Genomic DNA, 15,132 nt, shown 5'->3' with positions numbered 1-15,132 from the left:
CAGGTAACCACATTGAGGCAGCTTACTGCATCAGGCCGTTTTCTTTCAGGTAGCTGGTCAGAACGTCATAGACCTTCTGGGCATTGTCCGAACGTTCGGCGACCTTGGCCCATTCGCCAGTGGCGATGGAGCGGAACTTCGCGCGTTCTTCCGGCGACCAGTCCGTGACGGTCACCTTGCCGCTGGCCTTGGCTTCCTCAACGGCTTTCTGGTCGCTCTCGGCGAGAGCTGCCACCTGCGCGTTGGCGAAATCCCTGACGCTTTCTTCAAGGGCGGTCTTGAGATCGTCCGGCAGGGCATCCCACTTGGCCTTGTTCATGGAAATTTCCACCAGCGGCATGGAGTGGAAGCCCGGATAGACCGGGTTCGGGGCAACGTCGTGCATGCCCTGGGCCTGGTTGGTGGAGAAGACCGAGTAGTCGGCTGCATCGATCACGCCCTTGTCGAGCGCGGTAAAGACTTCGGACCCCGGCAGGTTGACCGGAGCAGCGCCAGCCGCTGCAAACACCTGCTGCACCAGGCCTTCAGGCGCACGCATCTTCAGGCCCTTCAGGTCGTCAACACCGTTCAGCGGAACCTTGGAGACGAAGGCCTCCAGGCCCGGTGTCGTCGCGCCGATGAAGTGCAGGCCGTAAGGCTCTACCAGCTCGTTCATCAGGTCCTTGCCGCCGCCATCGTACATGAAGGCAAACATCTGGTCCGGCGACGCCCAGGCGCCGACCGGGTTGGCGATCAGGCCGAAAGCCGGATCCTTGCCGGCAAAGTAGGACGTATCGGTGATATGGCCGTCAAGAATGCCGGATGCGATGGCATCCTGGGTCTCGCTGTGGGCCACAATGGACTCCACAGGCAGCAACTCGACCTCGATCTTGCCGCCGGTCTTTTCCTTCACGCTCGCGGCCCAGCCCTGCTGAAGCACGAAATTCGGGTTGCCTGCCGGGTCGGAAGACTGGAAGCGGAACGAATAGTCCGCAGCCATGGCGGTCGTGGCAAGCACACCGGCCGCAACGGCGGCAAGAGCGGTTCTGGTCAAGAGTTTGAGCATGATTTCCTCCCTAGTCGAAACGTCATCGCTCAAGAGGCGATGGTGGTACGAGGCGGCCTTGCTGGCCGCAGTTCTTTCATGGCTTTGTCGACAAGTTCGTCGACAGGCCTTGAAATATCCAGGCTGAAGCCGGCTTCCCCGGCTTGCAGCGGTTCCAGCGTCGCCAGCTGGCTGTCCAGCAGCGTTTCACCGACGAAGTGTCCCTGGCGCCCACCCAGGCGCTCGGCGATCAGGCCGCGTTCTCCTGCCAGGTGAACAAAAATGCACGAGGGCAGGGCAGCGCGTAAACGGTCCCGATAGGCGCGCTTCAGGCTGGAGCAGGCGATCACTGCACCGCCGGCACAGTAGATCTGCAGCTTGGCGGCAAGTGACACAGCGTCCAGCCAGGGCATGCGGTCGGCATCGGTCAGCGCTTTTCCCGCCGCCATCTTGCGCTTGTTTTCCGGGCTGTGAAAGTCGTCAGCTTCAACCATGCCGACGCCAAGCCTGTCCGCGAGGCGGTTCGCCAGCAGGCTTTTGCCGGCGCCGCAAACGCCCATCACGACGATGGCCGTTTCGCCAGAGGCTGATGGCAATTCACCCTGCATTTCCGTCCCCGAATGATCTCGTTGTTGCGCGTATTGAAAATGATAGCGCTAACATTTGTCAAACACTTTTTTCTGGGATATTATCGAAGAGTTGATTTGCAATGGTATAAACAATTGTAATGGTTGAATAATTTGAAAAGCACGATCGCCGATGTTGCCCGGGAAGCTGGTGTTAGCGCTATGACTGTGTCGCGCGCGCTACGTGATCCTGACAAGGTCTCCGCCAAGACACTGACCAAAATCCGGGAGGTGGTCGACAGGCTCGGATACGTGCCGGATCCTGCGGCCAGCGCGCTTGCTGCGGGCAAGACCAACGTCATCGGCGTCATCGTGCCGTCAGTAACCAACAACGTGTTTTCCGATGTCATGCGAGGCATCTATGAAGCGGCTGAAGGGTCGAAATGGCAGATCCAGCTCGGCAATTCCCGCTATTCCCCACTTGAAGAAGAAAGCCTTGTGCGAACCTTCCTGAGCCAGCGTCCCGCTGGCCTGGTCCTGTCAGGTCTCGATCAGTCGGAAGACACGGCCCGGCTGCTGGAGCGGGCAGACTGCCGCATCGTCCAGATCATGGAGTGCGGGCCGGCGCCATATGACATGATGGTCGGCTTTTCCCACGTGGAGGCTTCTGCCGCGGCAACTCGTCATCTTCTTGCTGCCGGATACAGGCGTCCGGGCTATATCGCTGCCCGGCTCGACCCGCGCAGCCAGCGCCGCCTTGCCGGGTTTCGCGGGGAGGCGGAAAAGGCAGGTGTCTTCGATGCGGGCCGGATCGTGACGACACCGCGTCCTTCAACCGTCACCCTTGGCTGTGAACTGGTCGCCGACCTTCTGTCGAAGGCGCCGGAAACCGATGCGATCCTGTGCAACAACGATGACCTTGCGCTCGGCGCCCTGTTCGAGTGCCAGCGGCGCGGCATCCGTGTTCCGGATCAGATGGGTATCTGCGGTTTCAACGATCTGGAAATGATGGCCGCCGCCAACCCGCCGATCACTAGCGTGCGCACGTTCCGCCTGGCCATGGGACGCGATGCCTTTCGCATGCTGACGGGTGCCCTTGCCGGAATTGAGCCGGAACAGCCGGTGGTCGATCTCGGCTACGAGGTCGTCGCACGTGGCAGCACGGCCCGAAACGGGCAAGGCTAGAAGATGTCTTTTAAGGGAAGAAAGACTGGCTGGGGTGGAAGGATTCGAACCTTCGCATGGCGGTACCAAAAACCGCTGCCTTACCGCTTGGCTACACCCCAAGGCCGTGGGGACGCTGTATAGCGAGCCTCGATCCTTTGCGCAAGTCTCCACAAGAGCAAACTTTGACGGGGAAGGACCGGTTTTCCCCAGGTGCGTTGCAAAGCCATCGCCGGGACGATTGGAGGCCGTTTCAATCCGCTTCAAGTTGGCGGAACGGCAAGCCGGACTTGGCGTGTCCGCTGGAAAGCGGCGTAATTCGCCCTTGCCTTGCCGAGGTTGTTCACAGTTTCAAAAAAGTGACATTCGGCAATGCAAATCGCTTGCGGGATCAGATCAGCTTTGCTAAATGACCCTCCACGCAGCGAGGGCTTGCCCAGCTGTTCCCGATGAGCCTAGCTTTCTAAGCTCATATTCTGTGTCGGAGTGTAGCGCAGCCTGGTAGCGCACCTCGTTCGGGACGAGGGGGTCGGAGGTTCGAATCCTCTCACTCCGACCATTTTCTTCCTTCCAATTTGAACGCCTCGCGACCTGCAATGCCTGCGGACCTGTTTTCGCCCGCAGCGATTGGTACGCCTGCGTCGACGTTTTCTTCCCTAGGCCACAGTCTCGGCTAACCGAATTGGCACTTGCGATGCCCGTTGCCTTCCTTGCTGGAGCTGTGCGTTTCAGACCTGGTTTTGCAACCTGCTGCCGTTGTGGCCCGTCTCTCGAGACCGGTCTTTACATTCGTCCCCGATAAAAAGCGTGGTTTGATCAGGCTTCGCGCCACTTGCTTGCTGGACTGGAAGATACTGGCAAGTGCTCGTTTTGATTGAGAGTTTTGTGAAATAAAACTGAAATTAAATCGATTGCTAAACAAAAATCCTCAACCATATGAGGCAATTTTCCCGCAAAAATTGCTTGCAACCTGTGGCTTAAACCCTTAGGGCAGCATTAACAAAAAAGACAATGCGGGAAAAGACAATGCGTAACAGTTTCGCTGTTTTTTGAACAACTTGCCGGTTCTGAATTTGAAGGGCCGGCGACGATAGCTGCCTTTTTACGATCCTGATCATTGGCCTGCTGGCTCTCCCGGCAGAACGCCTCTGCACGCCCTGCGTGCTGTCCGTCAAAAAACAGATACTCCAGGCACAGACAATGTTTTTCCAATTTTTCGTACCGCCGAATTTCGTCTCCGGTCATCGCAATGCGAGGTCCTTGCGGCCTGAACCGCGCCAACAGTTCTGGAAACCGGTACTGGTGGCGGCAGGTCTGCTGGCTGTGTGCACGCAAGCCTCCGCCCAATCGGAACAGCCGGACCAGAAGACCCTCACTGAACGGTTCAAGGCTTGGACGGTGACGTGCGTGGAGGCCGAAACACGCACCTGTCGGATGACGCAGGAGCTGGTGCAGCAAAAGACCGGGCAGCGCCTGTCCGCCTTGTTGGTCGAGGAACGGGCCGGGGAGGGGCCGGTGCTGACGGTTCTGGCGCCCTTTGGCCTGGCCTTCTCGCAAGGCCTCACACTTGCGGTGGATGACGTTGAGTTGCCGAAGGCGCAGTTCCTGACCTGCCTTCCCTCAGGCTGCGTGGTGCCGGTGCCGCTGGATGAAACGGCCCTTGAAAAACTCCGGACGGGCAATCGGCTCACCGCAGTCGGTGTCACCGCCACCAACGACAAGCAGGTCCGCATCGAGTTTTCGCTGCAGGGGTCCGCTGCCGCATTGGCCCGGTTGAAGGACCTTTCCGCGGGCAAGACGACCGACTGACACCATGCGAGCACTTGCACGTTTCCTGGCTCCGCTTGCAGGGGCACTGCTGTTTGCACTGCCCGGGGCGGCTCAAACGCCTGCGGGGATCGAGAACGTGCTGCGCCAGCAGCAGCAGATCATCGAGCGAGAGGAACAGCAGCGCCGGCTGGAGCGTGACCGTTTTCTGGGCGGAACGACGGAACCATCCCAGCGTTCACCGGATCTGCTGCCGCAGGCAACTGGCGGCGAGGGACCATGTGTTGACGTCGACAGGATCCGGTTCGAAGGCGCAAAGCGCGTTCCGGCAAACCAACTGGAGTTGCTGGTCCGCAACCGTCAGGGCGCCTGCCTGACGCTGATCGACATCCAGAACGTGCTCAGAACGGCGACCAATTATTACGTCGAGAAGGGCTTCGTCACCTCGCGCGCCTATCTGGTGCCGCAGGATCTCGGTTCCGGCGAATTGCGTGTCCTCATCGTTGAGGGCTCGGTGTCCGAGGTTCGCCTTCAGGAAAACGGCAAGGCACGGCGAGGGGCAACGCAGCTTTTCGGCGAGCGATCCGGCCGGATCATGAATATCCGCGATTTCGAGCAGGGGCTGGAGCAGATCAACCGGCTGGGATCGAAGGAAGCCGTCATCCGCATCGAGCCGGGCGCGGGCGTTGGCCAGAGCATCGTCACCATCGAGGTGAAAGATGCCTACGCGGTGCAACTGTCCGCATCGCTGGACAATGGCGGGGCCACCAGCACCGGCCGACATCAGTGGAACGGCATCGCCGGCTTTGAGGACGTGCTCGGGTTGAACGAGCTGTTGACGATCTCTGCCCGCAGCTCGCTCGACAGGCTGGACGAGCGTATCTATTCGCGCTCGATCAACGCCTATCTGTCCGTTCCCTGGCGGTATTGGACCGTCAACATTAGTGGTTCCTATCTGGACTATCTGTCCCGCCTGGAAAGCCCCTCGGGCGACTATTCCTATGATGGCACCAGCTGGGAAGGCCGCGTGGAGCTCGACCGGGTGCTGCACCGGAACGGACGCTTTGTCTGGCGTGCCGGCGGCGCGTTCTCGCTGAAGGAAGCCAACAACTTCATCGAAGAGATCTTCATCGACGCCTCCAGCCAGCGGTTGGCTGTTCTGGAAGCGTCCACGAAGATCAGCGGCCGGATTGCCGGCGGGTTCGGACAGGCCAGTATCGCCTTCAAGCAGGGGCTGGAGGGCTTTGCCGCCCAGAAGGACAGTCGCCAGCTGGATGGCACGCCGGCGGCCCAGTTCAGCCAGGTGACGCTGTCGGGGTTCTACCAGCGGGTCTGGCAGAACCCGGCCGGCCAGCTTTCCTTTCAGGCCAGCACCTATGGCGCTTTTTCGCCCGACACGCTGTTTGCCTCCGAAAGGGTAACCATCGGCGGGCCGTTGTCCGTTCGCGGGTTCCGCGATGTCAGCCTGTCGGGTGATGCCGGTGGCTACAGCCAGCTTGAGCTTGGCTTCACGCCCGCATTCGCCAGCAAAGCTCCGGACAACCTGAAACGGCTATTCGGTCTGCCGCAGGTGTTTGCCGGTCTGGATGCCGGCGGCGTCCTGGAAGATGCCGACGATCCGCTGGAGGGCGGAGAGCTGATGGGCGGTGTGATCGGCCTGCGGCTGAGCGGCGGCATTGTGACCGGCGAAGTGGCTTATGAGCGGGCTCTGGCCCATCCGACATTTCTGGATCCGGCGGAAAATGGCTTCTTGCGTTTCCGGCTGGGCATTTCTCAAACGTTTTAGGCGGATCGGCTTATGATCAAGTCCGTTTTAAATGGTTTCTTCTGTACCGTCTTTCTGGTCCAGACCTCCCTGCCGGCCTTTGCCGGCGGGCTGACGCCGGATGGCGCTGCTGCGCCCGGCAACCGGCCGGAGATCATCGCGGCGCCAAACGGCGTGCCGGTCCAGAACATCGTCACACCAAATGCGCAGGGCCTGTCCCATAACAAGTTCACCGATTTCAATGTCGGCAAGAACGGCCTGATCCTCAACAATTCCAAAGGTGTCGGCCAAAGCAACCTGGGCGGCTACATTGTCGGCAACCCCAACCTTCAAGGCTCCGGCCCGGCAACGGTGATCCTGAACGAAGTCACCTCGTCCAACCGGTCGCTGCTGCAGGGCGCGACGGAGCTGCACGGCGGGCAGGCGGACTACATCCTCGCCAACCCCAACGGCATCACCTGTAACGGCTGCGGCTTCATCAACATTCCCCGGGCAACGTTGACGACCGGCGTGCCGCAGGTAGATGCGGGAACGCTGAAGGGCTTCTCGGTGGACCGGGGCACCGTCACCATCGGTGCGGACGGCGTCGCGGCGGAAAGCGTCGACTATTTCGACATCGTCTCGCGCGCGGTCGAAATCAACGGCAAGATCCACGCTGGTGAGAACCTCGGCGTCTTTGCCGGTCGCAACGACTACGATTATGCCAACCGCTCGGTTGCGGCCAAGGCCGGGTCGGCGTCGGACAAGCCGGAATTTGCCATCGATTCCTCCGCGCTTGGCGGCATGTATGCCGGGCGCATCAAGCTGATCGGCACGGAAAGCGGCGTCGGTGTGCGTGCTCCTGAAAGCGCGACCGCAGCCACCGGCGATTTTCAGATAACCGCCGACGGCAAGCTGGTGCTTGGCGGCACGGTGTCTGCCCGCAAGACCCTGCGCGCCCGGTCCGTCAACGGGTCGGTGGAGGTTCAGCAAAATGCGTCCCTCTATGGCCAGGAAACGCTGATCCTGAAGGCCGGCGGCGATATCAAGGTTGCCAAGGAAGCAACCCTTGGTGCGGGCAGCCAGGTGGAGCTGGAAGCGGCAGGCATCGATTTTGACGAGGCGCAGCTCCTGGCGGGCATGGCGCCCGGTGGCACGCTGGCAGCAGGGGTCGGCTCCATCAAGGTGGCAACGACCGGCCTGGCCGATTTTTCCGCCGCCAGCCACCTTCAGGCGGGCGAGGCCATCACCTTCAACGTCGGCGCGCTTCAGCAATCCGGAACCGTTGCCGCCGACACCTACACGGTGCAGGCATCAAACGACGTGGTCCTTGGCAGTGCGTCGATCGCCAGTGCAATCGATGTCGCCTCCAGCCTTGGCGACGTCACGGTGGCCTCCGGCTCCGTGCTTTATTCCGGCGGAGACCTTGCCCTTTCGGCAACCGGCCGTTTGACCGTGGCAACGGCGGGCGAGGTCAACGCGCGCGACCATGTCGCGCTGACAGCACCGGTGATCGACATTTCCGGCGGCAAGGTTTTTGCCGGTGTCACCGGCGAAGGCGCCGCGATAACGGACGCCGGCACGTTGACGCTGACTGCATCCGGTTCGCTCAACGTTGCCGCCGGGTCCCGCCTCCAGTCCGGCGACCTGACACGGATCACCGCCGGCACCTGGAACCAGCTCGGCGCGCTGGAGGTCGGTTCCCTGGACCTCGATCTTGGCGGGCTCTCCCTCAGCGGTTCCGGTGCGACGGTCGCGGCGCGGGATATCTCCGGCAGCATCACCGGCACTGCAACGCTTGCCGCTGCCGCCCCGGGGCTGACCGCCACCAACGCGCTGGACCTCAGCGTCAACGATCTGACCGTTGCCGGATTGCTGCGCGTGAACGGAACCGGCCAGCTGACCATTGGCGGCACGCTGTCGGTGACCGGCAAACTGGAAGCGACCGGCGGGCTGACGGTCAACGGCGGAACCACCAGTGTTGCCTCCGGCGCTTACATCATTGCCAATGATGCTGCCCTGTTCGATGGCCTGGACAGCTTCACCAACCGGGGCGGCGTTCACGCCGGCAACGGCCTGACCATCCGCTCGGCCAGCCTGGACAACCATGGCGGCGTGCTTGTTGCCGAAAACGGCCTGACGCTGGAAGGCCGCACGGCCGGCACCAAGGCGGCCGGCATCATCAACCGCAAGGGCGGGATCATCGAGGCACGGTCCGGAACGCTGACGATCCGGGCTGATAGCCTGAAGAACATCACCGGTGCCACTTTCGACACCAAAACGACCGCATATGCCAATGAAGTCGTCGCCGGGGCCTATCCTCCCGACTGGCTGAAGGGCGGGTTCTCCAAATACTGGGCGGCCGGCGGCATCGGCGACTGGGACCAGTTCTGGGACACTGGCGGCGGGCCCGGCGGCTATGTTTTCGTGCCGCACCCGGAAAAGATCGATGAGATCCTCACGGCCAAAAATGCCACGGCAGCGGACTGGGACCAGAACTGGTGGAAGGACTACGCACCGACATCCATTCCCGAGTTCGACCCGGACAACGGCACCTATGACGACTGGCTGATGCTCGCCCCCGACGAGGACGGTGCAGCAGGTTCGGGCGATGTGGTGACCATCTTCGTCACCGAAGACACCTATGAGCTGGTCGACCCGGTCGCGCGCATCGCGGCGCTGAACGGCAACATGGTGCTGGATGTCGGCACGCTGGAAAACGAATACAGCGACATCGTCGCCTCCGGCGACATGCGCATCGACGGCACCAGTATCGTCAACGGCGGCAAGACCCTGACGCGGGTCATCACCATTCACCAGAGCTGGTCGAGCTACGAAACCCGCACGCTGGGTTTTGCCCCCTCGCACAAGTTTCTGGACAATGGGGTGCAAAGCAAGACGCTGAGCGCCGAAACCATCGACGCCGTTCCCGCGACCATCCACGCCGGCGGATCGCTGATCGGCAACCTGACAGGCACGCTCACCAACGAAGCCGGCGAGCCTTCCACCCCGGAGGACCTGCAAAAGTCCACACAGGACACGTCCATCGTTCAACTCAACGCCAGCTCCCAGGCCCCGGCCTTCGACCCTGCGTCCTACAAGTTCAACGGCCAGCTTTTCAGCCGCGCTCCGGAAAGCAGCCCGTTCCTTTACGAAACCCGCTTCGCGTTCGTCGACATCGGCGCATTCTTCGGGTCGCAGTATTTCCTGGATACGGTCGGCATTCCCGATATCGACAAGCACATCCGCTCGCTCGGTGATGCCTATTTCGAAAGCCAGTATGTGGCAGAGCAGGTGCGCAGGGCGACGGGCCGCCGCTGGCTGTCCGCCGACCAGACCTCCGATGCCCTGCAGATGAAGACGCTGATCGACAGCGCCGGTGCACAGGCCGAGGCGCTGGACCTGGCGTTCGGCGTGTCCTTGAGCGAGGAGCAGATCGCACTCCTGACCAGCGACATCGTCTGGTACGAACGCGCGGTGGTGGGCGGCGTCGAGGTGATCGCGCCCCGTCTCTACCTTGCCTCGACAACGGACCTCAACAAGACCGGCGCGGTCATCGCCGGGCGCAACACGACGCTGGAGGCAGCGGAAATCAGGAACGTTCGCGGCACGATCAAGGCCGACGAAACCCTGGTCGCCAGCGCCGCCGGCACCCTGCTCAACAGGTCCGGCACGATCAGCGGCAGGGATGTAACCCTGTCCGGCGAGACTGTCTCGATCGAAACCGCAACCCGGGCGACCGGCAACGGCACCACGGCCATCGGCACCTGGGCCTATGAGCGCGGCACGGTGACGGCGGAAGACACGCTGACCATCCGCAGCGATAGCGACACCCGCATCACCGGGGCAGATCTTGCCAGCGGCGGCAGCCTGGAAATCGACGCCGGCCGTGACCTGGTGGTGACCGCCATCGAGCTCGACAGCCATTTTGAAGCCAGTGGCCAGGCGGGCAGCAACCGTTACGATGTGCGCGAAAGCCAGACCCGCGTGTCCGGCTCCACCATCCAGGCGGCAGACGCGGCTGACCTCAAGGCAGGGCGCAACATTGCCGTGGAAGGCTCGCTGATTGCCAGCGACGGCACGGCCAGCCTGACAGCCGGTGAAAACGTCACCATCGGCACGGCGGAGGAAAGCCGGGAAGACCGGTCCGCGCGCAACAAAAGCGGTTTCCTGACCTCAAGTTCCAGGAAACGCGACAGCAGCAGCACCACGCAGGTGGGCTCCATGGTGACCGCGCTCGGCGATCTGGAGATCTCGGCCGGTGCAGGGGATGTCGTGGTCAAGGGCTCTGCCGTATCCTCCCAAAGCGACGTTGCCCTTTCGGCCGGGCGCGATGTGCGCCTGGAAGCTGCCCAGAACACCTCCGAAGACAGCCGGGTCGACAAGAAAAGCGGCTTCTTTGCCGAAACCGGCAACATGGGCGTGGTCGCCGGCTACAAGTCCGAACGGCATACCTCCGACACCAGCTCGTTGACCCAGGTCACCTCGGCGGTGTCCGGCCGGAACGTTTCCATTGATGCCGGGCGCGATGTGGTCTCCGAAGCTGCCTCCGTCGCCGCCGACGAAGACCTTGGCATAACCGCCGGGCGCGACATCGTCCTGGACAGCGTCCACGATCTTTATGCCCATTCGGAAAGCCACAAGATCGACACCTTCGCGCTGTCGGTCGGCGCCTTCGAAAACATCTCCGGTCCGGTGAAATCGCTGGCGGATGCGCCGCGCATGGCAGCCTCGGGCAAGGGCAATCTCGGCTATCAGGCGCTTTCCGCGGTCTCCGCCGGGCTGAAGGCGGTCGACGCGCTCAACCAGCTCAACGCCATCCGCCAGGGCGGCACCATTGCCGGGGTGCGCATCGGCATCGGCATCTCCCGCGAGGAAAGCAGCTCGTCGGAGGTTAGCGCCATCGCCCGCACCGCCACGCTGTCGGCGGGCAACGACATGTCCCTGGAGGCGGGACGCGACATCACCGCCAAGGGCGCGCGGATCGACGCCGGCAACGATATTGCCATGGCGGCGGGACGGGATGTCATTCTGGAATCGGCGCAAAACCATCTCGCCTATGAGGGCGAAAGCTCCAGCATGTCCGCGGGCATCGGGCTGACGCTTGGTGTCGGCGCCAGTGGCAAGAATGGCGCCCCCGGGGTCAGCCTCAGCCTGGGGCTGGATGTCTCCGGCCAGCAGAGTTCCTACAGCCAGTCGCAGACCTATCACACCAACACGGATGTGACGGCGGGCGGCAACGTGTCGGTCGCAACCGGCCGGGACCTTGCCCTGAAGGGCGCGCGGATTGAAGCCGACAGTGCCGATCTCGACATCGGCCGCAACCTCACCATCGAAAGCCGGCTGGACACGGCCGAAGGCTCCAACCAGAGCAGCGGCTACAGCGCCGGGGTTTCCGTTGGCATCGGGCTGGGGGCAGACGGCGCCGGGCCCACCTTCGGCGCCTCGGCCAGCGTCAACGGGGCCAAGGGCTCCAACAGCTCGGCCTGGGTGAACGCCCCCTCCGGCATCGTCACCGACAACGCGCTCAATGCCGATGTCGGCGAAACGACCTCCATCACCGGCGGGGTGATCGCCTCGCGCTCCGGCGACCTGACCCTTGAAACCGAGCGTCTGGAAACGGCGGATATCGACCTTCACCGCAAGGGCCGGCAGGTTTCCGGTTCGGTCGGCGTCAGCATAGGTTCCAATCCGGAAGGCAAGTCCAAACCGGGCATCACGGTGGAAGGGGCCTATTCCAACTCCGAAACCGAGGGCGTTGCCCGCGCCACCATTGGCGAGGGCGAGATCACCGTGCGCGACGGCGATGGCGACGGCATCAAGGCCGCCGACCTGGAAGCCGAGGCCGACGCGGCAGAAGCCGAAGGCGACACGGCCCGCGCCGAAGCCCTGCGCGCAGAAGCGGAGCTGGAGGCGGCGGAAGACACCACCGCCACCGAAACCCAACTTGCCAACCTCAACCGCGACCCGGACGCGGTGGTGGAAGTGACCTCGCAGAAGCAGGAAGGGTTTGAGCTTTATGTGAGTGATACGGCGGTGCGGGACCTGGGCAAGGTTCTTTCCGCGGTAGGGCAGGCCATCGAAAAGCTGGATGTGTCTCCCCAACAACGCGAACTGCTAAAGCGCTTGGCCGCCTGCGGCGGTCGTCAAGGGTATAATCGGTACAACCCGCTGAACTGGATTGTTACTCCAGCCTACGCTGCGGACTGCTCTCAGACTGCGATTGAAGATCTCATGTTCGGGATCAAACGGGAGACGCTTGCCGAACTCGTAGAATATTGTGAGAACCTTGATCCCGGCGTTCAAGCCTATGCGAAGGCTGCTCTGGCAGCGCGCATTTTTGCAGACTTGCCAGCCGCTGACCGCGCTCAACTGAAATCGATCACCAAATGGGACATCGAAAGCGTATCCGGGCTGTCCTATGACACGGTCTTGATGCTTGAGCTGGCGAACGAGGCTTTGCACTGCCAGGCGCCAAGCTGCAAAAACACCAAGAACCAGACGGTGCTCAAGCTCTACAACACCATGGGTCAAAAAGAGCTGCACCTTGCCACCTTCCTGAAGTTGACGCCACCGAGCGAAAGCTCTTTGGGCTTCGATACGACGGGAATGACCTGGTCGCAGTACATTACAGTTCTTCAGGCCGAGGAGTTGATTGCGCAAGCGGGAGGGACAATTGCTGGACACGCAGTCGCAAAAGGCGGTTCATTTGTTGCTTCTCGACTTGGTGCCCAAGTAGCTGGTCGTTTCGCAAAACATGCCTCCAACACAGCGACAATAAGTGGAAAAACCTGCGTATATAGCTGCCAAGTTGATGGTGTGACACGATATGTAGGAATTACTGATGACATTGTTAAACGAGGACAAGCTCATATGCGCGAGAAGGGAATTGTTATTGACCAAATTCCAGGTATGGCTAACCTTTCCAGAGCCGATGCGCGTGCAGTTGAGCAAGTTCTCATCAACCTCTACGGCCTAGGCAAAAATGGCGGTTCTCTCATCAACAAAATCAACTCAATTTCCAAAGTCAATAAAACGACAAGATATGAGCAAGCACTAGTTCGTGGTGCAGAGCTTTTGAGGCAGCAAAGGTATCCAGGATTTTAAATGGCAAAACGGGCTAAAATTGGAGATGTAGTCCAGATTCTAACTTCAAAGGGGGTCGCGTACGCTCAGTTTACACATAAAAATCAAAGATTTGGTTCTCTTTTGTCGATATTTGAGGGGTTTTATGCAACTTCGCCCAAGGATTATTCCGAGGTAGTTCGAGGAAGACCTCAATTTCATGCGTTTTTTCCTCTTCAGGCTGCTTTAGATGAAGGTTTGCTATCCATTGTTGCGAATGTCCCAGTCTCGGACTGCAACTACGAGTTTCCCAGATTTAGAACGCGGGTTGTCGCGCCAGACGGACAATGTGGGCCTTGGTGGATTTGGGACGGCGAACACGAAGTGATGCTTGATCGAGAATTGACAGCCTCTGAATTGCGATATTCACTTCGCGGAATAATAAGTGCACCGCTTCTAATTGATAGAATTGAGCAGGGATATAAACCCGAAACTCACGATGTTTAGGCTGAGGTTAGTTTATTAATTTGCATAAAATTAGTTATAGACGCTTCATTTATTTGAGCGTAAGACTTAAGTTAGGGGTCGCGTTGTTATCGGAAGCTGTCTTGGGTTGAAAAAAGTAATTGCAATTATTCTGGAGAGCGCTGATTTTCTCAGGCTGAAAGTAGCTTGTAAATAATATGAACTAAAAGATAATTTCAGTGTTTTTCTCGCGTGGCTCCTAACGCAATTCCCACGAAGTTACCTTTTTGCCTATCTCCAAGATTGATGCCTATGGTCAAAACAATTACTGAAGCATTGGAATACTATTCCAGCAGAGAGCAAGAAATCAGATCCTTTGGTGGAGCCATTTTAAAGGAAAGAGTCAATCCACTAGTGGGGTTAGACCAAGTTGTAAGAGGTTTAGGTTTATCTAGGAGTTATACTGATTTTGTTAGTCAGTACCAAGTCGAGGGGGGTTCATTAGTTTTTTTTGATTTGTGTCCAGGAGACAATGTTAGTGTTCTCGATTCACTGAGAGAGCTAAACGGACAATTTCAAAATCCGTTACTTCCCGACAATTTAGTTAACGTAGCTTCTTTTGAAGCAGACATTATTGGGATTGCAAAAGCGAGCCCTTATCATGGCGACGGTTCTGTTTATTATGTAGATATTACCACTGCGCCGGGTGCCCTTGTGAGGCCTTTAGCAAGTACATTTGAAAATTTTATTGTTTTGGCAAGTGCCTTAGACAAAATTGTAGTTGAGGAAACAGATAATCCAACAAGCGCTATAATAGAGTTGGCGCTTGAGGTTGGTGCTGATGACTATGCTGAAAGCTGGAGGCATATTGCAGGTATGGTTGCTTAGTGTGTTTAAATTTTTTTGTGTTTATTTACAATATTTCAAAACAGAATGCTGCCGTTCGGCTGGATATGTATTTTAGGTAGAATCTGTAAAAACTTCGAAATATTTGCTGTGACGACTTCAGCCGGGAATGTCTGGGAACTGTCGTCGACAATTCGATGTCCGGGGCCCGGGCCGCACGGGACCTGGGCGGGATCGCTGAGCGCCGCACTCGCTATCCCTTAATGGTGGTCAGCGACAATGGTACGGAACTCACTTGAAACGCCATTCTCAAATGGCAGCAGGACCGCAGCGCCGAATGGCACTACATCGCGCCAGGAAAACCGATGCAAAATGGTTTTGTCGAGAGCTTCATGTATAGACGGCCCCGCGGGCGCAAGTGTTTTGAACGTGATCTTCATCGGCGGGTGCGTTCATGTATTCGGCCTGTTCGTGCAGCCCATACATGACTG

7 protein-coding genes, 2 tRNA genes and 1 pseudogene are annotated in these 15,132 nt (G+C 59.6%); 7 read left to right on the top strand and 3 right to left on the bottom strand.

The genetic code is table 11. The annotated features are described in order from the left end of the window. Window positions 1-22 precede the first annotated feature (22 nt). Together HCG46_RS08035 and HCG46_RS08030 are read right to left on the bottom strand one after the other, a co-directional pair. Complete coding sequence (locus tag HCG46_RS08035; RefSeq protein ID WP_168685652.1) at window positions 23-1,045, bottom strand: TRAP transporter substrate-binding protein; 1,023 nt, start codon at window positions 1,043-1,045, stop codon at window positions 23-25. Window positions 1,046-1,074: 29 nt separating this feature from the next. Further along, entirely contained in the window at window positions 1,075-1,632 is a 558-nt protein-coding gene (locus tag HCG46_RS08030; protein WP_152511474.1) for a gluconokinase, read from the bottom strand. Window positions 1,633-1,755: 123 nt separating this feature from the next. On the opposite strand from HCG46_RS08030, the gene HCG46_RS08025 reads away from it, so the two are divergent. After that, complete coding sequence (locus HCG46_RS08025; RefSeq protein ID WP_055658599.1) at window positions 1,756-2,775, top strand: LacI family DNA-binding transcriptional regulator; 1,020 nt, start codon at window positions 1,756-1,758, stop codon at window positions 2,773-2,775. 26 nt (window positions 2,776-2,801) lie between these two features. Here the strand turns inward: HCG46_RS08025 and HCG46_RS08020 are convergent. Next, a tRNA-Gln gene (locus HCG46_RS08020) sits at window positions 2,802-2,876 on the bottom strand. A 360-nt stretch (window positions 2,877-3,236) separates the two neighbouring features. On the opposite strand from HCG46_RS08020, the gene HCG46_RS08015 reads away from it, so the two are divergent. The 6 genes and pseudogenes from HCG46_RS08015 to HCG46_RS07990 form a co-directional block, all read left to right on the top strand. After that, window positions 3,237-3,313 (top strand) — tRNA-Pro (locus tag HCG46_RS08015). Between the two features lie 641 nt (window positions 3,314-3,954). Next, the gene (locus HCG46_RS08010) at window positions 3,955-4,563 is read left to right on the top strand and encodes an invasion associated locus B family protein (protein ID WP_168685651.1); all 609 of its coding nucleotides are present in this window, start codon (window positions 3,955-3,957) and stop codon (window positions 4,561-4,563) included. Window positions 4,564-4,567: 4 nt separating this feature from the next. Next, a complete protein-coding gene (locus HCG46_RS08005; protein ID WP_168685650.1) occupies window positions 4,568-6,307 on the top strand; it encodes a ShlB/FhaC/HecB family hemolysin secretion/activation protein in 1,740 nt (579 codons plus the stop codon). A gap of 12 nt (window positions 6,308-6,319) precedes the next feature. Next, a complete protein-coding gene (locus HCG46_RS08000; protein ID WP_168685649.1) occupies window positions 6,320-13,372 on the top strand; it encodes a hemagglutinin repeat-containing protein in 7,053 nt (2,350 codons plus the stop codon). Between the two features lie 735 nt (window positions 13,373-14,107). Further along, window positions 14,108-14,683, top strand: coding sequence for a hypothetical protein (locus tag HCG46_RS07995; RefSeq protein WP_168685648.1), 576 nt, complete (start codon window positions 14,108-14,110; stop codon window positions 14,681-14,683). Between the two features lie 110 nt (window positions 14,684-14,793). Then, a pseudogene (locus HCG46_RS07990) lies at window positions 14,794-15,033 on the top strand (DDE-type integrase/transposase/recombinase); the annotation flags it as partial. Window positions 15,034-15,132: the final 99 nt, after the last annotated feature.

Source organism: Labrenzia sp. PO1, from assembly GCF_012273635.1.
Taxonomy (GTDB): Bacteria; Pseudomonadota; Alphaproteobacteria; order Rhizobiales; family Stappiaceae; genus Roseibium; species Roseibium algicola.
This window is presented reverse-complemented; position numbering and strand designations above follow the sequence as displayed.

Excerpts from the sequence above, each read along its gene's own strand:
- HCG46_RS08005 (WP_168685650.1), top strand. The coding sequence starts at position 4,568 with ATGCGAGCACTTGCACGTTTCCTGGCTCCGCTTGCAGGGGCACTGCTG.
- HCG46_RS08030 (WP_152511474.1), bottom strand. The coding sequence starts at position 1,632 with ATGCAGGGTGAATTGCCATCAGCCTCTGGCGAAACGGCCATCGTCGTG.
- HCG46_RS07995 (WP_168685648.1), top strand. The coding sequence starts at position 14,108 with ATGGTCAAAACAATTACTGAAGCATTGGAATACTATTCCAGCAGAGAG.
- HCG46_RS08010 (WP_168685651.1), top strand. The coding sequence starts at position 3,955 with ATGTTTTTCCAATTTTTCGTACCGCCGAATTTCGTCTCCGGTCATCGC.
- HCG46_RS08035 (WP_168685652.1), bottom strand. The coding sequence starts at position 1,045 with ATGCTCAAACTCTTGACCAGAACCGCTCTTGCCGCCGTTGCGGCCGGT.
- HCG46_RS08000 (WP_168685649.1), top strand. The coding sequence starts at position 6,320 with ATGATCAAGTCCGTTTTAAATGGTTTCTTCTGTACCGTCTTTCTGGTC.